Source organism: Photobacterium lipolyticum, from assembly GCF_003026475.1.
GTDB lineage: Bacteria > Pseudomonadota > Gammaproteobacteria > Enterobacterales > Vibrionaceae > Photobacterium > Photobacterium lipolyticum.
On sequence record NZ_PYMC01000020.1, the window covers coordinates 1 to 20,584 of the forward strand.

Annotated in this window: 15 protein-coding genes, 1 tRNA gene and 2 rRNA genes; 13 read left to right on the forward strand and 5 right to left on the reverse strand. The window is 49.2% G+C overall.

The features are described from left to right. The first annotated feature begins 2 nt into the window (after nucleotides 1–2). From rrf (C9I89_RS19430) to C9I89_RS19455, 6 genes are all read left to right on the forward strand, one after another. Nucleotides 3–118 (forward strand): 5S ribosomal RNA (gene rrf, locus C9I89_RS19430). A gap of 80 nt (nucleotides 119–198) precedes the next feature. Then, nucleotides 199–314: ribosomal RNA gene (rrf, locus tag C9I89_RS19435) — 5S ribosomal RNA — on the forward strand. A gap of 31 nt (nucleotides 315–345) precedes the next feature. After that, a tRNA-Asp gene (locus C9I89_RS19440) sits at nucleotides 346–422 on the forward strand. Between the two features lie 338 nt (nucleotides 423–760). Continuing rightward, nucleotides 761–1,063 (forward strand): hypothetical protein, encoded by a 303-nt coding sequence (locus tag C9I89_RS19445; protein WP_107284980.1) that lies wholly within the window; start codon nucleotides 761–763, stop codon nucleotides 1,061–1,063. 182 nt (nucleotides 1,064–1,245) lie between these two features. Further along, on the forward strand, nucleotides 1,246–2,442 hold the full coding sequence (locus C9I89_RS19450) for a multidrug effflux MFS transporter (protein ID WP_107284981.1): 1,197 nt from the start codon (nucleotides 1,246–1,248) through the stop codon (nucleotides 2,440–2,442). A gap of 89 nt (nucleotides 2,443–2,531) precedes the next feature. After that, the gene (locus C9I89_RS19455; RefSeq protein WP_107284982.1) at nucleotides 2,532–2,867 is read left to right on the forward strand and encodes a DUF2799 domain-containing protein; all 336 of its coding nucleotides are present in this window, start codon (nucleotides 2,532–2,534) and stop codon (nucleotides 2,865–2,867) included. 68 nt (nucleotides 2,868–2,935) lie between these two features. On the opposite strand, the gene dapD is transcribed toward C9I89_RS19455, so the two are convergent. After that, nucleotides 2,936–3,967, reverse strand: a complete 1,032-nt coding sequence (gene dapD, locus C9I89_RS19460; RefSeq protein ID WP_107284983.1) for a 2,3,4,5-tetrahydropyridine-2,6-dicarboxylate N-succinyltransferase — start codon at nucleotides 3,965–3,967, stop codon at nucleotides 2,936–2,938. Nucleotides 3,968–4,267: 300 nt separating this feature from the next. Beyond that, nucleotides 4,268–4,570 (reverse strand): YebG family protein, encoded by a 303-nt coding sequence (locus C9I89_RS19465; protein ID WP_107284984.1) that lies wholly within the window; start codon nucleotides 4,568–4,570, stop codon nucleotides 4,268–4,270. Between the two features lie 83 nt (nucleotides 4,571–4,653). On the opposite strand from C9I89_RS19465, the gene C9I89_RS19470 reads away from it, so the two are divergent. After that, nucleotides 4,654–5,340, forward strand: coding sequence for a DNA-3-methyladenine glycosylase I (locus C9I89_RS19470; protein ID WP_107284985.1), 687 nt, complete (start codon nucleotides 4,654–4,656; stop codon nucleotides 5,338–5,340). A gap of 7 nt (nucleotides 5,341–5,347) precedes the next feature. On the opposite strand, the gene C9I89_RS19475 is transcribed toward C9I89_RS19470, so the two are convergent. Continuing rightward, nucleotides 5,348–6,241: a LysR family transcriptional regulator gene (locus tag C9I89_RS19475; protein WP_107284986.1), complete on the reverse strand. Its 894-nt coding sequence runs from the start codon at nucleotides 6,239–6,241 to the stop codon at nucleotides 5,348–5,350. A 193-nt stretch (nucleotides 6,242–6,434) separates the two neighbouring features. On the opposite strand from C9I89_RS19475, the gene recC reads away from it, so the two are divergent. The 3 genes from recC (at nucleotide 6,435) to recD (ending at nucleotide 15,900) form a co-directional block, all read left to right on the forward strand. Further along, a complete protein-coding gene (gene recC, locus C9I89_RS19480) occupies nucleotides 6,435–9,875 on the forward strand; it encodes an exodeoxyribonuclease V subunit gamma (RefSeq protein ID WP_107284987.1) in 3,441 nt (1,146 codons plus the stop codon). 333 nt (nucleotides 9,876–10,208) lie between these two features. Then, complete coding sequence (gene recB, locus C9I89_RS19485; protein WP_170107744.1) at nucleotides 10,209–13,823, forward strand: exodeoxyribonuclease V subunit beta; 3,615 nt, start codon at nucleotides 10,209–10,211, stop codon at nucleotides 13,821–13,823. Then, entirely contained in the window at nucleotides 13,816–15,900 is a 2,085-nt protein-coding gene (gene recD / locus C9I89_RS19490; RefSeq protein ID WP_107284989.1) for an exodeoxyribonuclease V subunit alpha, read from the forward strand. Before recB ends, recD begins: the two co-directional genes overlap by 8 nt. 69 nt (nucleotides 15,901–15,969) lie before the next feature. Here the strand turns inward: recD and argA are convergent, their stop codons facing one another. Then, nucleotides 15,970–17,295, reverse strand: a complete 1,326-nt coding sequence (argA, locus tag C9I89_RS19495; RefSeq protein WP_107284990.1) for an amino-acid N-acetyltransferase — start codon at nucleotides 17,293–17,295, stop codon at nucleotides 15,970–15,972. Nucleotides 17,296–17,482: 187 nt separating this feature from the next. On the opposite strand from argA, the gene C9I89_RS19500 reads away from it, so the two are divergent. From C9I89_RS19500 to tcdA, 3 genes are all read left to right on the forward strand, one after another. After that, the gene (locus C9I89_RS19500; protein WP_107285047.1) at nucleotides 17,483–17,845 is read left to right on the forward strand and encodes a DUF2850 domain-containing protein; all 363 of its coding nucleotides are present in this window, start codon (nucleotides 17,483–17,485) and stop codon (nucleotides 17,843–17,845) included. A gap of 204 nt (nucleotides 17,846–18,049) precedes the next feature. Next, nucleotides 18,050–19,150, forward strand: a complete 1,101-nt coding sequence (mltA, locus tag C9I89_RS19505) for a murein transglycosylase A (protein ID WP_107284991.1) — start codon at nucleotides 18,050–18,052, stop codon at nucleotides 19,148–19,150. 112 nt (nucleotides 19,151–19,262) lie between these two features. Further along, on the forward strand, nucleotides 19,263–20,072 hold the full coding sequence (tcdA, locus tag C9I89_RS19510) for a tRNA cyclic N6-threonylcarbamoyladenosine(37) synthase TcdA (RefSeq protein WP_107284992.1): 810 nt from the start codon (nucleotides 19,263–19,265) through the stop codon (nucleotides 20,070–20,072). Between the two features lie 67 nt (nucleotides 20,073–20,139). Here tcdA and csdE read toward each other — a convergent pair whose 3' ends face one another. Continuing rightward, on the reverse strand, nucleotides 20,140–20,577 hold the full coding sequence (csdE, locus tag C9I89_RS19515) for a cysteine desulfurase sulfur acceptor subunit CsdE (RefSeq protein ID WP_107284993.1): 438 nt from the start codon (nucleotides 20,575–20,577) through the stop codon (nucleotides 20,140–20,142). Nucleotides 20,578–20,584: the final 7 nt, after the last annotated feature.

The following is a 20,584-nucleotide window of genomic DNA, read 5'->3' on the forward strand; positions in this document are numbered from 1 at the left end:
TGTCTGGCGACCATAGCGCTGTGGCCCCACCTGATCCCATGCCGAACTCAGAAGTGAAACGCAGTAGCGCCGATGGTAGTGTGGGGTCTCCCCATGTGAGAGTAGGTCATCGCCAGGCGCCAAATTTAAGTTTGCGTTGCTATAAACGTAAACTGTATAAAGATTGATATTTCAGCCTTGCTGAAAAAAAAGAATTTACTTGGCGACCATAGCACTATGGACCCACCTGATCCCATGCCGAACTCAGAAGTGAAACATAGTAGCGCCGATGGTAGTGTGGGGTCTCCCCATGTGAGAGTAGGTCATCGCCAGGTTCCAAATTGCTTTATGCTGAATAGACACTGCGGAGTGGTAGTTCAGTTGGTTAGAATACCGGCCTGTCACGCCGGGGGTCGCGGGTTCGAGTCCCGTCCACTCCGCCACTTATTAGAGAAGCCCAGTCGAAAGACTGGGCTTTTTTACGTTTGAACAAAAGCTAAAACCTCGTCATTCCCTCCAGCGAGGCACGAGCGAGATAGGGAATCTATAGCCACGGTCGAACAACGCGCGATGGATCCCCGATAATCTCGTCCCTCGAGTTCGAGGATGACAAGGTTTAGTGAAGCGCACTATGACCCCTTAGAGCCCCGCCTCTCGCGACTCTAATCACCTTCCTTTTATCCTTTGTTACAACTCAAAATTTCAACCGGGCATTCCGATCTTGTCATCTGATAAGTAAGTGTGAGAGGCTTAGGGCAATTTCTGATAATAGGCAATAACCATGAAGTTTTTCTACGAACGAATAGAAACGCCTGAAGATGTGAAGATCGTACTGAAGCCCAACTCCCTCTATATCATGCTGTTGATGTTGGCTATCTGGCTAATCAATGATTTTGTACTGCAATCAGTCCCGCTAAGCCAGATCATTATGCCGGTTTTTATCGTTTTTATGATTGTGAGGTTTTTCTCGGTTGTGAAAATACAGAAAGAAGTGCTTGTTGCGATGAAGCAAGGCAATGTTGAAACATCAGGCAGTAAGTTTTCAGCATCTAATCCGTTAACCTATAAGATCAGTAAAATCTAGCTATTTATCCAGATTGCTTTTAATGCATAAAAATAAGCAGCTTATGCCTTTGGTTAAGCTGCTTTTTTAGTGAAAATCCATATTACGTCCCAGTGGGAAATAAGCCCTTAAGTGCTTGTTGCTAATAGTTTTACCTGTAACGTGCATAATGGAGAGTCGGGTATTGGTATAAAAGGGGATATATGGAAAGGTTTAACTGGAAACCTTTATTATTGGCTTGTTTGATCGTCAGTATTGGTCAGCTGAGTCTCGGCTTAGTCTTTCCGTCTTTACCATGGATCGCTCAGGATCTTCAGTTGAGTGCTGATCAGGTTCAATTATTAGTCTCGGGCTACTTACTGGGGTTCGGGCCGTCACAGCTTATTTATGGCCCACTATCGGATGTATTTGGCCGCCGTCCCGTTTTGCTTTTCGGTTTGCTTATTGCACTTTTAGGGCTGGTACTGGCTGTTACCCATGCAGATACTTTTTCCTGGTTGCTAGCCGGACGCTTTGTGCAAGGGCTGGGAGCCGGGAGTGTCGCGGTACTTGCCAGGGCAACCATGCGTGATAGCTACCAAAATCAGAATCTGGTGAAAGCGATGACCTGGGTTGCTATTGTTGCTGCTTTTACCCCTATCGTCGCGCCAGTTATCGGCGGTATGGTAAACCACTACTGGGGGTGGCTCGCGGTATTTATATTATTGCTGGTCTATATCGCGGCGATTTGGCTGGTGCTGGTATTCACTTTTACCGAAACCCTGAGTCACTCTTCTCGGCCTCAATCCGTTGGTAAGCTTGTTTTCTCTTATTTTACTCTGCTGCGTGAGCGTCACTTCCTGAGTTTTGCCGGAATTGGCTGGATCAATTTCTCCCTGGTTGTGATCTCTATTTCTCTGATGCCTTTCATTATGCAGGTTCAGATTGGGATGAGTTCCGATCAATACGCGTTTTGGGCGATGATCCCAGCCTTTGGCATGTTGACCGGCGGATTGCTCTGCCAGCGAATCAGGCCCGTTGTTGGTACCCAGAAAATCCTCCAGTTAGCGCCATTGATCCACTTACTTGCCGGATTGGTACTGATGATTGCGCCGGTTTCTGCGGGGTGGGTCAGTGCCGGACACTTTTTGCTGGCAATGGCAAATGGTATGGCATTCCCATGTGCACAGTCGATGCTATTAGTTCCCTATGGCAATCGTGCGGGAACCGTTTCAGCACTGTCTGGAGCCTGTCAGATGGTGTCAGCCTCGCTTATCAGCAGTATGTTGCTGAAATCGGGAATTAGTCAGCCCTGGCACTTAGGTGTGGTGTTATTGGTTGCAGCCTTTATCGGATTAATGCTGGTTGCGGTTGGTACGAAAAGTGAAAGCGGCAAACAAGCGGCCGCGGCTCTAAATTAACATCGCATTTTAATACTTTGAACCATACTTACTAAATAACTAATAAATAATACCAATTGGTATAAACGTTATTGGCAGGGGGAGTTAGTATGCTGAGGTTAACGATGTTAGTTGTCCTGATCGTGCTGTCTGGTTGTGCGGCCCGGTATGAGGCTGAATTATCTGCGAATAAAGAGTGGCTGCAATTAGGGTCTTACCACGGAGAGCAGGGTTACCGAGAGCTTAATAATAAGCGTTTGTCGGAGTTGGGGGCATTAACAGAGACTGAGTACGAATCTTATCGGGCGGGATATTTGAAAGGCCGGTTTGATTACTGTACGGGTCGTCAGCAAGTCTCGACGGTGATAAATCCGGGCTACATAAATGAATGTCTCGAGTCAAAGGAAGGCGAGAGTAGCTACAGTGCGACTGATCGCGGTTATTGATTGATGATGCTATTGAATAGCATAAAAAAGGCTGCGATAGCAGCCTTCTAGTTATTGATAGTCTGAACTTAGTTGTTGCTGTGTAGCTCGCTGTTCAGTTCAACCGCACTCTTGTTGGTCAGGCACTCGATTTGGCCGGTTACAGAATTGCGGCGGAATAGCAAATCTGACTTACCGGCAAGATCGCGTGCTTTCACCACTTCGACTTCCTGGCCGCTGGCATCCAGCATACGTACTTTAGAGCCAGCCGTGACATACAGGCCTGATTCAATGGTGCAACGGTCACCGAGTGGGAAACCAAGACCGGCATTGGCACCCAGCAGGCTGTTTTCACCAATAGAAACAACCACCTTACCACCGCCGCTCAGGGTACCCATGATAGAGGCACCACCACCGATATCAGAACCTTCGCCAACCATAACACCGGCAGAAATACGCCCTTCAACCATGCTTACGCCTGCGGTACCCGCATTAAAGTTAATGAAGCCTTCGTGCATCACGGTAGTACCTTCACCAACATGCGCGCCAAGGCGAACACGAGAAGTATCAGCAATACGAATACCTGCCGGTACGACGTAATCAACCATTTTCGGGAATTTATCGACACAGTCGATGGTTAGCACTTCACCGTTCAGGCGCGCTTGCATCTGGCGTTCTGCCAGCTCTGGAAGATCGATAGGGCCCTGGTTGGTCCATGCGATGTTATGAAGCAGGCCGAAGATACCGTCTAGTACCACGCCGTGAGGTTTAACTAGGCGGTGAGAGATAAGCTGTAGCTTCAGGAAGCCTTCAGCGACAGATGCCGGTGCAGAGTCTGTCGCAAGAATAACCAGAACCAATGGTTGTGAAGAGAGAGCGGCTTTAGCTGCAAACTGCGCGCTTTTCTCGTCACCTGCAGATTCGAATGCAGTAGCAAGGCTTGCGCACTGAGCGGGTGTCACTTCAATAGCCTGGTTACCTTCTTTGTAACCCACAACGGCAGCGACTGCTTTAACCAGTTCTTCTGACGGGTTAAGCGCTGGCGTTGGGAAAAAGGCTTCAATGATTTTACCATCGCGGTTTTGAGTCGCAGTACCTAAGGCAAGTGAAAAGCTAGCCATTATCAATCGTCTCCGTTCCTAAAAATTTCAAAGCTCAATCTGTAAATCTCACAGATTGTAAAATTAGCTCATCGCTAAGTATTAATATAAAACCATCATAAAGACAGTTGGCACGATATAGAAGGGCTGACGAAGCAATCAGTCAAAAATGACGAGATTATGACTAATTTCACACTTTGGCCGGAAGTGGTTCGCTGAAAACGTACTTTTCATGCATAAAAAAACCTCCGGATCGGAGGTTTATTATGATGAAGTACTTATAAACGGCGCTATTCTTAACGACGTCATCATCAATGATGATTAAGCAGCATCTTCCTGTAGTTCATCTTCAATCACTTCAGGCTTTGCCACTTTTTTCTTAGGTGCCGCTTTCGCTTTTTTAGCCCCTAATGCAACCAGTACTTCTTCACGCTTCTGTGCTAAGAACAGTGAAAGTTCTTCTTGTTTAGCTTCATCTTCGAATAGTTCACTTTCGCTTAGTAAAGTAAACATATCGTCAGCCATATCCAGCATCTTGTCGTATGCGTCGGCTTCGGATTTAGAGGTGAAAGTCATCTTTTCTTCTCCGTTGCGCTCAACTACATATTTGACGATAACAGCCATGGTCACCCTCTCCCGAAATTGATTTACTGGCTGTTTATACAGTAGCATAAAGGCTTCTGTCCAGTGATAAGCGTGTTAATGTGATGGTGAGAGAAAAATTTACTCAGATTTATGCCCGAGCAGCAGAAAGAAAGGGAGGTGAGGCTGAGCTTGAGAGTTTACTCGCTACTCCTTTGAGTCCTCAGGAATTAAATACAATTTCTGATGCTCGCTGGCTGGCGGCATTTACTCAGAAAGTGTTTCAGTGTGGTATGAGCTGGCGTGTCGTTCGCAGTAAATGGCAAAATTTTGAAGAGGTGTTCTTTGGGTTTGATATCGAGAAGATGCTCTTGATCCCGAATGACATGTGGGAACGCAAAGCGACCGATCCTGCCATTATTCGTCATTTAGGTAAGGTCATGACCATTGCGGAAAATGCTCAGATGATCCATGAAGCCGCTCTGGCACATGGTTCATTTTCCGCCATGGTTGCCGACTGGCCACAAGAGGATATTATCGGCTTGTGGCGTTACCTGAAACGTAATGGCAAACGGCTGGGGGGAAACACCGGCCCCTATACGCTACGCGTTATGGGTAAAGATACCTTTATTCTGAGTCACGACGTAGAAGCCTATTTACGCAATACTGGGATCATTGATGGTGGCCGCGATACGCAAAAATCGCTTTTGGCCTCTCAAGCGGCCTTCAATGACTGGCAGCAGGAAACGGGCCGTCCCCTGTGTCAGATCAGCCAGATCATTGCTTTCAGCTCTGGTGATAACCGCATGTAGTTCTTCTCTATGCCGGATTTAACTGCCACTGCAGACAAAAATCGAGAAACAGGGTCAATAACGGGCTTTGGTATTTTTCTTTGTGGTAGAGCAACCAGTACTGGCGGCGCATATCGATAGGTAAATCCAGCAAGACCAGGCGCTTGTCATTGACCGCGTGCGCAATGGCGAGCTTTGACAAGCAGGTGATCCCTAACCCGGCCGCCACACAGTTGATGATCGCTTCGGTGGTATTGAGTTCGAATGCCTGATGCCACTCTTCCAGCCGCGGTGAAATGCGATTAAGGAAAAACTCACGGGTGCCCGATCCCGGCTCGCGCAGAATCCATTGTGAGTTTTCCAGATCCGACAACCGTAAGTTGTCTATGTGCGTCAGTGGGTGATCCGGATGGCAAACCACGACCATTTCATCGTCTAACCAGGCCTTGGTGATCAGATCGGCTTGCTGTACTTTGCCTTCAACCAGACCGACATCAAGTTCAAATTCACTGAGCTTGTGGCAAATCTGAGCCGTATTGGAGATAAACAGCGACTGATCCGCATGTTGGGTGCTGGCGCGAAAATCACGGAGCAGGAAAGGGGTCACCTGATTACCGACCGTGTCACTGGATCCCACTTTTAATTTTCCGGTGACCGGCCCTGCCTGGTCAAATAAGTTTTCGATGGCGTGGCTGCGAGCCAACAGTTCATCGGCTAAAGGCAACAGGCGCTTACCTTGTTCATTGATGATCAGACGATTGTTATTGCGATCAAACAGCTTATGATCCAGCTGCCTTTCCAGCTCAGCTAACGCCATGCTCACTGCCGGCTTTGATAAAAACAGTTTTTCGGCGGCAGCCGTGATCGTTCTTTCCTGGGCAACGGTGACAAAGACCCTGAGTTGCTTCAGCGCAATATTCATTTTATCTCATTGGTTAATATGGGTAATAAAAACAGATTAAGCAAAACTGAAAGTGCGGTTAAATGTATTCAATTATTATAAATCTTTCAAATTTAATACACATTTTCCTTTCCGGGTTCAAAGATTCGTGTTTGCAGCTTATCGGCTCTTGGTAGACAATCAGGGTAACTTTCTCTTTTTGTGAGATATCTGCGTGTTTACTGTTTATCACTCAAACCAACTGGATTTATTGAAATCGCTGCTGGTTGAACTGATCCGCCTCAATCCTCTTGATAACCCATTCGAACCAGAACAAATTCTGGTGCAAAGCCCCGGCATGTCGCAATGGCTGAAGATGGAGCTGGCGAAATCATTTGGTGTCGCGGCAAACCTCGAATTCCCTCTGCCTGCAACCTACATCTGGAAAATGTTTACCCAGGTGTTGGCTGACGTGCCCGAGCGCAGTGCTTTCAATAAAGAAGCGATGACCTGGAAGTTGATGGAGGTATTGCCTGAGCAGCTGGAGAAGCCGGAGTTTGAGCCGCTTAAACGGTATTTAGAACATGATCAAGACAGTCTGAAAAGTTATCAGCTGGCAGAAAAAATCGCAGATATTTTTGACCAGTACTTAGTGTATCGCCCGGAGTGGATCCAACAATGGGAAGCGGGTGACGTCGTTGCCGAATTAGAGGGTGAACATCCGTGGCAGCCCATTTTGTGGCAGGCATTATATGATCATACCCTGGCATTAGAGCAATCGCCGTATCATCGTGCCAATTTGTACGAGCATTTTATCGATACGCTTGAGAACTACACTCACAGCGGAACTTTGCCTGAAGGGCTTCCTAAACGATTGTTTGTCTTTGGTATCTCGTCGTTACCCCCTCGCTACCTTGATGCCTTGGCGGCAATGGGCGAGCATATTGACGTTCATCTGATGTTTACTAACCCTTGTCGTTATTACTGGGGCGATGTCCGTGACCGTAAATACCTGGCGCGGCTCGCGGCAAAACAGCGTTTACAAGTGAAATGGTTAGATGATCACAGTGAGCAGGGCGAGTTAGCCGAGCAGCTTAAAGGCAGCGTTGAAGACAATATCCATGATGACATGCACAACGATGTGGTCGGCAACAGCCTGCTGGCTTCAATGGGCAAACTCGGACGGGATAATTTGTATCTGTTGTCTGAAATGCAAGCCCGGGAAGTGGAAGCGTTTGTGGATATTGAAGCAGATACGCTGCTGCATTCTATTCAGGCCGATATTCTCAATTTAGAAGATCGCCAAAATGACGATATTTTAGATTCCAGCTTCCATAAGTTGCCCGTTGCGGCGAATGATCCTTCCCTGTCTATTCACGCTTGTCATAGCCCGATGCGGGAAGTGGAAGTGCTGCATGACAAACTGCTCGCCATGTTTGATGCTGATGAAAACCTCAAGCCGCGTGATGTGATTGTGATGGTGGCCGATATCAATGCCTACGGGCCAGCCATTCAGGCGGTATTTGGTAATGCGCCGGGTAATCGTTATATTCCGTTTTCCATCTCAGATCGAACTGCGGAACAGGAAAACCCGGTTCTGCTGGCTTTCCTGCGTTTGCTGGCCCTGCCTGAAAGCCGTTGTCACGCATCTGAACTACTGGAACTGCTCGAAGTGCCGGCAGTAATGAGCAAGTTTGGCTTTGACAGTAATAGCTTTGGGCAAATCAAGCGCTGGATTGAAGAAGCCGGTGTTCGCTGGGGCTTAGATAAAGAGACGGCCTGTCAGTTTGAGTTGCCGGAGCAACATCAGAATACCTGGTTGTTCGGTATTCAGCGTATGTTACTGGGTTATGCCATGCCTCACGATGCGGGTTTATTTGAAGGGATTTCTGCTTATGAGCAGGTACAGGGCTTAGATGCCGAGCTTGCCGGTCAGTTAGCGAGCTTTATTGATAGCCTGATCGCTTACCGTGAACAGCTGGCGCAGCCGCAATCGGTGACAGCCTGGACGGAGCGATTAAATCAGTTATTAGATGATTTCTTTGCCGTCGAACTGGAAGGCGAACTGATCCTTAAATCGATCCGTGACAGCTTACATCGCTTACATGAACAGCTTGATGATGCCGGTTATCAAACATTGATCACCCCCGCGGTTCTGACCCAGTACCTGCAAGATAAACTATCGGGCGAGCGGGTGAGTCAGCGCTTCTTAGCGGGTCAGGTTAACTTCTGTACTCTGATGCCAATGCGCTCTATTCCGTTCAAGGCAGTTTGCTTGCTGGGCATGAACGATGGCGCTTACCCGCGAAATATTGCGCCGGAAGGCTTTGATTTAATGGACGGCCGCACCAAAGCGGGTGATCGATCTCGCCGTGATGATGACCGCTACCTGTTCCTTGAAGCGATCCAGTCGGCACAGGAAACCCTTTATATCAGCTATGTGGGCCGTTCGATTCAGGACAACAGCGAAAAAGTGCCGTCGGTACTGGTCAGTGAGCTGGTGGAATATTGTCAGCAAGGTTATTGCGTGGCAGGTGATCAATTGCTCCCTGTCGACGCATCAGCGGTGCGGATCAAAGATCAGTTAATTCATCACCACCCGTTAGTCCCGTTCAGCCCTGATGCCTTTACGGGTCAGCAAACCAGCTATGCCGTGGAATGGTTACCGGCGGCCTTGCGTGACGGTAAAGCAGGTAAAGATTTCCAGCTGGCGGCCCTTGAGGAAGAGTCACTTGACGCGGAGCAAACACGCGAGCTGGATCTGGCTGAATTACAGCGATTCTGGCGCTTACCTGTGCGTTATTTCTTTAATCGTCGTTTAAAAGTATTCTTTGAACCGCCGATGGGTGTGATGGAAGATGATGAACCCTTTGTACTTAACGGTTTAGACAGTTATTTGATGCGCGATCAATTACTGGCGTTGCTGCTTGATGCCAAATTGAATCAGCAAAATGATGATGACGTATTCAGACAATTTTCAGCGGAACAGAAGGCGGCAGGAAATGTCCCTGTCGCGGCGTTTGGCGAGTTAGAGCTGGAAGCGACACGAATCGAAGTGATCGCACTGGCCGATTCAATTGTCCCGTTACTGGCGGGCCCGCTGGATGATCATGAAGTGGATATCGCTTTCCAGATTGAAGGACAAGAGATCCGGCTGCAGGGCTGGCTCAAGCAGCGTTATCAAGCCGGACTGGTACGTTATCGCAGTGGCAAAGTTCGTGTGCAGGATTTATTAACCGCATGGTTCGATCACCTTTGTCTGGCCGCGGGAGGCCAGAGCCAGATCACTCACCTGATTGGTACCGATAACCATTTAACCTTACTTAAGGTTGAGCCTGAGCAGGCCAATGCTTACCTCAAAGAAGCCGTGAGTTTGTATTACCAGGGCTTGAATAAGCCGTTGCCGTATTTTCCGAAAACGGCCCTTGCGGGTATTAATGCGTGTATTGGTCGCGACGGCAGCTGGAAAGATGATGCCGATACCTTGGAAAAATCACTCAAGAAAATGGCTGATTGTTTTAATGACGGCTATCTCTATCCGGGCGAAGGGGCCGACAATTATATTGCCCGGGTCTGGCCGCAATGGAACGAAACGCTAGCGAATGAGGCATCACAAATGGCGAGCCGAATATTACAGGCTGCCGTTTTACATAGCGAAACAGCGGAAGAATCGTAGGGAAAAATATAAAGGGGTGTAGTGTGGTCGTCAGCAAATCATTCTTATTTGTAGGGTGTTCGCTGTACGACCACAGGTCCAGAGGCAGACCAAGTTTCTGGCCGCGATACTAACCAAACTACGAACGGTAAACCGTGAGTAAACTCTCACATAAATAGAATAAAATGTTATTCCAGATACTGAAAACCCGTTATAAGCATTGGATCACAAAACTAATGTGATCATTATCACTAACGGATCTGGTTTCTGAATCAAACAGGGTGATGTCTGATGACTCAAGCAATAACGCAAGACTCCGAATGTCATTCGCAGTCAGGCTCGGGAACACATTTGATGCCGAAATCAGTCGGGGCAGCAACCCTGCAGCCAATGACATTTCCACTGCATGGGGCCCGTTTGATCGAAGCCTCTGCGGGTACAGGTAAAACCTTTACGATTGCCAGCTTATATTTACGTTTGCTGCTGGGCCATGGCAGTGCAGAAACGCGACATGCCACCGAGCTGACCGTTGATAAAATTCTGGTTGTAACCTTTACCGAAGCGGCGACCGCCGAATTAAGAGATCGCATTCGAGCCCGGATCCATGATGCCCGGTTAGCATTTAGCCGGGGTGTCAGTCACGATCCGGTGATCCAGCCTTTGCTTGAGGAAATTAGCGATCATCAGACGGCGGCGCAGATTTTACTGCAAGCTGAGCGTCAGATGGATGAAGCGGCTATCTATACCATTCATGGTTTTTGTCAGCGCATGCTGACCCAAAATGCCTTTGAGTCGGGCAGCCGTTTTAATAATGAATTCGTGACCGATGAAAGCCAGCTGAAAAGTTTAGTCGCGGCCGACTACTGGCGTCGTAATTTCTACCACTTGCCGCATAGCCTGGCGGTTGAAGTGCGAGACGTATGGTCTTCGCCGGCGGCGTTACTGAAAGATATCGGTGGCAGTTTAACCGGTGCTCCGGTGAAGTTAAGCGTCGAGGCGATGACGGATTCACTGGCTGAATTGCACAATAAAAACCTCGACCGCATCGACGGTTTTAAAGCGTTATGGCGTGAACATGAAGCGGATCTGGAAGCATTGATAGCCAATTCCGGTGTAAACAAGCGCAGCTATACCAAAAAGAGTTTGCCGGCATGGTTAGAACAGGTGGGCTTATGGGCGGCATCGCCAACCTTGGGCTACGACTTGCCGGATAAGCTCGATCGCTTCCATCAGCAGGTGCTGATCGAAAAAACGGCAAAAGGTGACGCCCCTGAGCATGAGGTGTTTGCTGCTGTTGCTGAGCTGCTTGATAACCCGGCCAATCTGCGCGATCCCTTAATGGCTCACGCAATAGAAGAATGCCGCACCCTGCTCGCGAAAGCCAAAGAGCGCAAAGGCTGGTTATCGTTCGATGACTTGCTGACTCAGCTCTCTGCGGCGATCGATAATGATCGTGACGAGCTGCTGGTTGAGCGCATTCGCAGCCAGTATCCCGTGGCGATGATTGATGAATTCCAGGATACCGATCCCCTCCAGTACAGTATTTTCAGCAACATCTATACCACCGAAAGTGCAGAGCAGGCGCAGTGCGGTTTGTTTATGATCGGCGATCCTAAGCAGGCTATCTATGCTTTTCGCGGTGCTGATATTTTCACTTATATTCAAGCGCGTCGTCAGGTCAGTGATCATTACACCCTGGGTACTAACTGGCGCTCAACCGCCGACATGATTGCCTCGGTCAATCGGGTATTTGAACAGCCGGATAGCCCGTTTATTTACGATCAGGACATTCAGTTCCTGTCGGTGAACCATAGCCCCAAAGCGCCGGAACGTAGCTGGTGGCTCGATAATCAGGCTCAGCATGCGCTGACCTTCTGGCATCAGGATAGCCTGGATGGCAAACCCGTGACTAAAGGCAGTTATCAGCAAGTGATGGCCGAGGCGACGGCAGCCCAGATCCAGAATGTTCTCACCCAATCCCAGCAAGGTAGTGCCTTTTTCCAAGACAAAGAGCACAAGAAAGCCATTCAGGCGAGTGATATTGCTGTCCTGGTCAGAACCGGCAATGAAGGCAAGCTGGTACGTCAGGCCTTAGCTGAACAGGGGATTGCCAGTGTCTATTTATCGAATCGCGACAGTGTGTTTTCCACGCCGGAAGCCGCTGATATGCAGCGTTTATTGCAAGCGGTATTAACACCAGAAGATGATCGCGCACTGCGTGCGGCGTTAGCTTCCAGTCTCTTTGCGTTAACGGCGGTCGATTTAGACCAGCTCAATAGTGATGAAACCGAGTGGGAAACGGCCGTTAATGCGTTTAAAGACTACCGTAAATTGTGGTTAACCCGCGGTGTGATGCCAATGCTGCGCAGTGTGATGGCTAAATCGACCATTGCTGAACGTTTGTTAGCGGAAGAGGGCGGCGAGCGGCGTCTGACGGATTTACTGCATATTGGTGAATTGCTGCAGGAAGCCAGCCAGACCTTAGACAGTGATTACGGCCTGTTACGCTGGTTAGCCGAACACATTGCAGAGCCTAACGGTAATGCGGAAGATCAGGTTTTACGTTTGGAGTCAGAGCGGAACCTGGTGCAGATCGTCACGATCCATAAATCGAAAGGGCTGGAATACGATCTGGTATTCCTGCCGTTTGTTTGTAGCTATCGTGAAGTCGACAAGAAAAGCGAAGTGAAGTATCACGATGAACAGGCAAATATCACCGTTCTTGATATTACTAAGCAAGACGACTCGATAGAAAAAGCCGATAAAGAGCGTCTGGCAGAAGATCTACGCTTGATCTACGTCGCGCTAACGCGAGCGGTCTATGGTTGTTTTGTTGGTATGGCGCCAATCCGTAATGGCCGCAGTACCAAAGAGCCGACTGGCCTGCACCATTCTGCCATGGGGCATTTGGTGCAAAATGGTCAGGAAGGCAGTATCGCGGCTCTGGAGCTTGCCCTGGCTAAACTGGCTGAAAGCCAGCCGGCAATCACAGTGGCCGAGCCGCCAGGTTTGCCAGATAGCAAATGGCAGCCAGTCGAGCAGGATGCACCGACACTGCAGCCAAGTGAATTTAACGCAAAAATTGAACGTAACTGGTGGATGACCAGTTACTCCAGCCTGGTCAAGCAGGGCCATCAGGCCTATCACGACAGCAGCTTGGATCTGCCCGGTTTTGATATCGATTCTGCGGCAGAAAAAGCGCAGGACGGCGAAGAGGCGATCATTGAGCTTGAGCCTGAGTACTCCATTTATACCTTCCCCCGTGGTGCGCGTCCGGGCACGTTTTTACATACCGTGTTCGAAGAAATTGACTTTACCGCACCGGTAGATAGCCCTGAAACCGTCACTATCCTGACTGAGTTACTGCTGCGGGAAAATTACGAGGCGGCCTGGCTGCCAGTGCTGCAAAAGCTGATTGAAGATGTTCTTCATTGCCCGCTGGATGGCAATGATCTTAAGTTGGTTGATAAAAAAGCGACCCAACGTTTAACTGAAATGGAGTTTTTGCTGCCGATTGAATTGCTCTCTTCTGCGATGCTGAACAAGGTGATTGCCAGACACGATAGTATCTCTGCCCGGGCCGGTGAGTTAGGCTTTGCTACCGTAAGCGGAATGCTGAAAGGCTTTATTGACTTAGTGTTTGAACATCAGGGTAAATACTATGTACTGGACTGGAAATCGAATCACTTAGGCGATGATCCTAATGCCTATCGGGGGGAGCTGCTGACCGGGGCCATGCGCGATCACCGCTACGATCTGCAATACCAGATTTATGCCTTAGCCTTGCAGCGTTTTTTGCGCAGCCGCATTCCAGCCTATGACTATGAAACGCATTTTGGCGGGGTCTATTACCTCTTCTTACGCGGTATGGATGCCGGCAGTGACAGCGGCATTTTTTATGCGCGTCCGACCCAATCCTTGCTGGCTGAATTAGACCTGTTAATTGATGGAGAGCAGATTGATGCTTAAGCGTTTAGAAGATCTCACCAAACAAGGTGTACTGCGTCCGTTGGATTATCAGTTTGCTAAATTTCTGGCTCAGCGTACGCCCGAGTCACATTCTTCGCTACTGGCGTTGGTGGCAGCCTTAGTCAGCCATGAGCTAGGCAAAGGGCATGTATGTCTGATGCTCGATAAAATCGAAAACCACTCACTGTTTGGCTTACCCGTCAGAGTTTCGGCGGCGTTGTTAGCGGGCTTACCGGCACCTGAACAATGGGCTGCGGAACTGACGTCGTTGCCTGCGGTATCGGATGCCTCGGGATCAGGCGCCCGGCAGGCGACTCCACTAGTGCTCGAACAGGGGCGGCTGTACCTACATCGCTACTGGAATTTTGAAAAGCGGGTGGCAGAGAAACTTCATCATAGCGCGCAATCCATTGAACCGGCAGCGATCATGCCGACGGTGTTGGATGAATTGTTTCCGCGTACCTATACCTACTTGTATCAGGCATTGCAGCAGTTGAAGAAAGGGGGCCCCGGGCCTGCCGATAGTGCTGACAGTCGCCACAATGAAGTGTGCGATAAGCTAGATATTGTGTGCGCCGAACAACTGGACTGGGCGGCCATCGATCAGGTGCTGCTGTCGGCCGACAGAGCGGAAGAGCTGAACCCACTCGATGATCTCATACCGCAGAATGCATGCCTGAACTGGCAGAAAGTCGCCGCAGCGACGGCGATCACCCGTCAGTTTTCGGTTATTTCAGGGGGGCCGGGCACGGGTAAAACCACGACAGTGGCAAAGTTATTGGCAGCGTTGGTCAAGCAGGCACAGCACACCAGCCCTGACGGTGAATTACACGTACCCAACATTAAACTGGTTGCCCCTACGGGTAAGGCTGCTGCCCGTCTGACAGAATCGATTGGTTTGGCTGTACAGTCTTTACCCGTTGAGCCGGAAGTGCGTCAGCGTATTCCGACTCAGTCCAGTACTATTCATCGTTTGTTAGGCTCAGTGCCTAATCAGGTCGACTTCCGTCATCACCGGGATAACCCGTTGCACCTTGATGTGCTGGTCGTCGATGAAGCCTCAATGGTGGATTTACCCATGATGGCACGTTTGCTCGACGCCCTGCCACCGCATGCCAAACTGATTTTGCTCGGTGATCGGGATCAGCTGGCATCGGTTGAGGCGGGGGCGGTACTCGGGGATATCTGCGCCTTTTCGTCTCAGGGATACAGTCAGGAACAAGGCCGGCTGCTGAGCCATCTGACGGGGTTTAATTTGTCTCCGATCCAGGCTGGCGACGTCAGTAAAGTGGCTGATAGCCTCTGCATGCTGCGTAAAAGCTACCGGTTTCATGCCGATTCAGGCATTGGAAAGCTGGCGAAAGCCATCAACGAAGGCAAGCCGTATGATGTCGAAAAAGTGTGCCAACAGGGCTTTAAAGATATCAATAGCTACCCGTTGAGCGCTGAAAGTTACCAGACCATGATTAATCTGACGGTGACGTTCTATCGCGATTATTTAGATGCGATTGAGCTGAAACAGGAACCGAAAGACGTACTGACAGCCTTTTCTAAAGTTCGGTTATTGTGTGCATTGCGAGAAGGTGATTTCGGTGTGGCAGGCTTAAACCAACGCATTGAACGTGAACTGGTTCGTATTGGTAAAATTCGCCCGACGGATGAGACCTGGTATGCGGGACGTCCGGTTATGATCACCCGTAATGATCATGGCTTAGGCTTATATAACGGTGATATCGGTATTGCGATGACTGATCATAAGGTGACTCCTGAGAAGCCGCATTTGCGGGTTTACTTTGAGATGCCTGACGGCTCGATCCGTAGCGTGCTGCCTAGCCGCCTGCCGGCACATGAGACGGTATATGCGATGACAATCCATAAATCTCAGGGATCGGAATTTGCCGATACCTTGATGGTACTGCCGGCAGATTTCAGTCCGATATTGACCCGTGAGTTGATCTATACAGGTGTTACCCGAGCGAAAGAAAAGCTGCATCTTTTTGCTCAGCAAGAGGTGGTCAACCGGGCTGTGCGCTTACGTACAGAACGAGCGAGTGGATTGGCGCAGTTGCTGGCCTAATTGATTTTCAGGCGAAAAAAGACAGCCAGCAGTGTCTGCTGGCTGTCTTTATGAGGATGTCGAAGATGCTCAGAGTGTTAGCGTTAAGATCTTTGACTTGCGCTGGAAGTTATACAGCGCCTTTTTTGCCATTGGTAACTGCTCGACATCCGTTTCAATAAAGCCTTGTTCACGGAACCAGTGCAGACTGCGTGTGGTTAAAACAAACAGTTGTTTTAAGCCTTGCTCTTTGGCTTGCATGCGAAGCCGGTTAAGCAGCAATGCGCCACGATCGCCGTCTCTGAAATCGGGATGCACCGCCACACAGGCCATTTCGGCCATTTTCTCTTCCGGGAAAGGATAGAGCGCGGCACAGGCGATGATCAGACCGTCACGTTCAACAATCGTAAATCGCTCAATTTCCTGTTCCAGCTGCTCGCGGGATCGGCGTACCAAGATCCCTTCTTGCTCCAGCGGATAAATGAGCTCTAAGATACCGCCAATATCGTCAATGCCCGCCGTGTGGACTTTTTCGGCACTGGCCATCACAATTTGGGTACCAATCCCGTCAAGTGAGAACAGTTCCTGGATCAGAGCGCCGTCTTCTTTATAGCTGATCAGATGGCTGCGGGGAACGCCGGCGCGACATGCCGTGATCGCCCCGCGTAAAAAGCGTGCTGTGCCACATTCATCGTCATCGGCATCTACCAGGCGCTGTAAAGCCATTTCGGCTTCATTGGGTAGCAGTTCAGAAGCCACTTCACCCTGCTCGCTGAGCACCCCTTGTTCAGAGCAGAAGCCAATCAATTTGTCTGCCTTTAATCGAATCGCTAACTGAGTGGCCACTTCTTCCGAGGTGAGATTAAAGCATTCCCCTGTCACCGAGCTGGCGACGGGGCCAAGCAGGACAATGGAGTGCTGATCTAACTGGCGGTGAATGCCATCAGCATCTATCCGGCGGATACGACCGCTATGGCAATAATCGATGCCTTCATCTATACCGAGTGGCTGCGCGATAATGAAGTTGCCACTGACGACGTTAATTTGTGCGCCGGCCATTGGGGTATTGTTTAGTCCCATCGAAAATCGGGCAGTAATATCGAGCTGTAGCTGTCCAGCGGCCTGCTTAACCAGTTCTAAGGCCCGTTCGTCGGTAACCCTTACCCCGTTATGATAAGGCGTTGAATACCCTTGGCTGGTTAATAAATGTGAGATCTGGGGACGGGCACCGTAAACCACCACAATCCGCAGTCCAAGGCTGTTAAGTAGTGCTATATCATTGACAATATTGGAAAAATTACGATCTGCAATGGCCTCACCACCGAGCATGATAATAATGGTTTTCCCGCTGTGGGCATTCACATATGGCGCCGATTGCCGAAACCCTTTGACCAGGGCCGTACTACGAAGCTTCAATATTTTACATCCATGCTGTAAGTAACTATTCATAAAAAATAAATGAATTCTCATAATTGTACAGATAGTAAAGAAATATTTTTTTTTGCCACAAGATCCCGTTATCGAATATCGGTCGTAAAATCATTCCAGCTCTGTGGCGGGGATCCGGTATATTACTCAGGTTATCAATGACGTATGAATGGCGATGAAAAAGGTTAGGCTACAAACATTGCAAAGCGTCTGTCTGGTGTTGCTTTCTTCGACGGCACTTATTTTTTCGGCATCACTGGCGTTAGGGTTGGTTAAAGCTGACTTATTCGAACCAGAGCCGGTAACTCATATTTATGGCACCTGGGTTGAGCAGGAAGTGGCGCCGTATGTTGCAGACAGCTTTGAAATCCGCCCTGCAGGGGTGTTCATTCACGGGCGCCAGGTAAGTACTCACTTTGAATGGGATGGCAGTACGTTAAAGTATCGCCTGGGTGATGAAATTTATCTTTATACCTATTTATCTGAGAAGCTGGTTCGGCAAAAACCCGCGCATTATATTTCCACGTTCAGCCGTTAGGGGAAGCCGAATAAGTAAAATAACGTGTTGTTTCCCCTGACTCTACTATTCACCTATTCCGCAAATAAAACAAAGCCTTGACACAAAGCCTTACACAAAGTGTTAATTTCCCATGAAGATAACGCTTTCCAGCGGGTGAGTGTTTGCTAACATCAAGCATATTCAGCCGTCAGGCTCTTTTTCAAACTATAGTAGGTCTCTACCGTGTTTCGTAAAGTTACAATCGCAATGTTAATTATTGGCTTAGCAGGGTGCGCTAAGCCGACTGATCGAGGTCAGCAATATATAGATGGCAATTTTGATCAGGTCTTGAATCAAGTACCGACGGTAGAGTCAGACAAACCGCGTGATTACAGCATGTTTGCCGAACAGGTAGCGCAGGTGATAGCACGCTCATCGTCGATGACAAGCAAATATCAGACGTTATATCGCCAGATTGACAATTGGGCGGAGCAGAGCGGTGATCCCAGCCAGTTAGCTAATTATGGTATTCAGGTCGCGCAAATGGGGGGCGGTGATGAAAATGGCAATGTGCTGTTCACCGGTTATTTTTCACCGGTTATAGAGTTACGCCATCAGCAGGATGAAGTGTTCCGTTATCCTGTTTACGGTATGCCGAAATGTGAACAGAGTTGCCCGACCCGCGCAGAGATCTATCAGGGGGCACTGGAAGGGCAAGGACTGGAGCTCGGCTACAGTGCATCGATGCTTGATGTGTTTATGATGGAAGTGCAGGGCAGCGGTTTTGTTCACTTTGATGATAACAATGAGCTGCAGTATTTCGCCTATAAAGGCAAGAACGGTCACCCTTATGTCAGCATTGGTCGCATTTTGATTGAGCGCGATGCAGTGCCTCGTGAGAAGATGTCATTAAAGGCGATTGAAGAGTGGGTCTCTTTGCAAGATGAAGCCACTGTGCGTGAATTGTTAGAGCAAAACCCATCCTATGTATTTTTTCAGCCACAAGAGAGTCTCGATGTGATGGGAACGGCAGGTATCCCGCTGCTGGCACATGCTTCGGTCGCAGCAGATCGTGAGTATTTACCGATGGGAAGCGTGCTGCTGGCAGAAGTCCCTCAGCTTGACAGCGAAGGTAACTGGAACGGTCAGCATGTCCTTAAGCTGTTAATGGCGCTGGATACGGGAGGCGCAGTAAAGAAAAACCACCTCGACCTGTATCATGGTATGGGGACACAGGCGGGTACTGATGCTGGCCACTACAAACATTTTGGTCGGGTATGGAAGCTGGGCTTACAAGATAGCGAGACGGAAGCCCCATGGCTGTCTCCTGCGGCGACAAATTAATACGGTTCCATGAACTTGCCGGGAGCAGGGGAGACTGGACAATTAAGAATAGAGCGCGTATAAAACGCGCTCATTCTTTATCTGAACGACTAAAAGTTATACGTGAATGACTATGCGTAAATTAGAAAATCCAGCCTCAGACAATTACAACCAGCGTTTTGGCGGCACCCGCCGTTTGTATGGCAACAGTGACGTTGAAATTCTGCGTGCCGCACACGTGTGTGTGATCGGTATTGGTGGTGTAGGCTCTTGGGCAGCAGAAGCGCTGGCGCGTTCAGGTATTGGCGAGCTGACTCTGATTGATATGGATGATGTTTGTGTCACCAACATTAACCGTCAGATCCATGCGATGACGGGGACGGTTGGTCAGAGTAAAATTGAAGTGATGGCGGAACGTATCAAGCTGATCAACCCGGAATGCCCGGTGAATCTGATTGATGATTTCATTACGCCGGAAAACATCCCGGAATATATCGACAGCCGTTTTGATTACGTGCTTGATGCCATTGACAGCATGAAACCAAAGGCGGCATTGCTGGCCTATTGTAAGAGTAATAAGTTTAAGGTTATCACCACCGGTGGTGCGGGTGGCCAGATGGATCCGACGCAAATTCAAATTACTGATCTGACGAAAACCATTCAGGATCCGTTAGCCAAGAAGCTACGTGATACCTTGCGTCGTCATCATAACTTCCCAAAGAACCCGAAGCGTAAATTCGGTATCGACTGTGTGTTCTCGACCGAGCAGCTAAAGTACCCGCAGGCTGATGGCTCGGTGTGTAATGTGAAAGCCACGGCCGAAGGCCCTAAACGTATGGACTGTGCCAGCGGCTTCGGGGCGGCGACCATGGTAACGGCAACGTTTGGATTTGTGGCGGTATCGCGCATCATTGCCAAACTGATTGAGAAGCATCGTCAGTAGATATGAGATCCGAGTAGCGAGAGTCTAGTTTCTAGTTCCTCGCCACTCTCTACTTTTTACAGAAGCGTTAGCCTTCAGCCAGCGCTTTTATCTGCTCGACGATGGCTTTTAACCCATTGCCCCGCGATGGGCTGAGGTGAGCAATCAGGCCGAGCTGGTCAAAATACCCATCCACATCGAATTCACGGATCTCCTCGGCGGTTTTGCCTTCGTACGCGGCAAGTACCAGGGTGATCAGGCCGCGGACAATGCGCGCATCAGAGTCTGCCGCGAAATGAAAGCAATTGCCTTGCACTTCATGGGTTAGCCAAACCTGACTCTCGCAACCGCTGACCTTTAACTGATCTTGTTTTAACTCTTCAGGCAATGCCGGTAATTTCTTACCTAACTGAATGACATTGCGGTATCTGTCTTCCCAGCCTTTGGCGGTTTGCATTTGCGCCACAATATCGTCAGCCGTAATCTCAGTACCGAATGGGTGTTGAGGTAGTGTCGCTTCTGTCATGGGTGTC

Coding starts and splice junctions, on each gene's coding strand:
- C9I89_RS19445 (WP_107284980.1), top strand. CDS start 761: ATGAAGTTTTTCTACGAACGAATAGAAACGCCTGAAGATGTGAAGATC.
- C9I89_RS19450 (WP_107284981.1), top strand. CDS start 1,246: ATGGAAAGGTTTAACTGGAAACCTTTATTATTGGCTTGTTTGATCGTC.
- C9I89_RS19455 (WP_107284982.1), top strand. CDS start 2,532: ATGCTGAGGTTAACGATGTTAGTTGTCCTGATCGTGCTGTCTGGTTGT.
- dapD (WP_107284983.1), bottom strand. CDS start 3,967: ATGGCTAGCTTTTCACTTGCCTTAGGTACTGCGACTCAAAACCGCGAT.
- C9I89_RS19465 (WP_107284984.1), bottom strand. CDS start 4,570: ATGGCTGTTATCGTCAAATATGTAGTTGAGCGCAACGGAGAAGAAAAG.
- C9I89_RS19470 (WP_107284985.1), top strand. CDS start 4,654: ATGGTGAGAGAAAAATTTACTCAGATTTATGCCCGAGCAGCAGAAAGA.
- C9I89_RS19475 (WP_107284986.1), bottom strand. CDS start 6,241: ATGAATATTGCGCTGAAGCAACTCAGGGTCTTTGTCACCGTTGCCCAG.
- recB (WP_170107744.1), top strand. CDS start 10,209: ATGCCGAAATCAGTCGGGGCAGCAACCCTGCAGCCAATGACATTTCCA.
- recD (WP_107284989.1), top strand. CDS start 13,816: ATGCTTAAGCGTTTAGAAGATCTCACCAAACAAGGTGTACTGCGTCCG.
- C9I89_RS19500 (WP_107285047.1), top strand. CDS start 17,483: ATGAAAAAGGTTAGGCTACAAACATTGCAAAGCGTCTGTCTGGTGTTG.
- tcdA (WP_107284992.1), top strand. CDS start 19,263: ATGCGTAAATTAGAAAATCCAGCCTCAGACAATTACAACCAGCGTTTT.
- csdE (WP_107284993.1), bottom strand. CDS start 20,577: ATGACAGAAGCGACACTACCTCAACACCCATTCGGTACTGAGATTACG.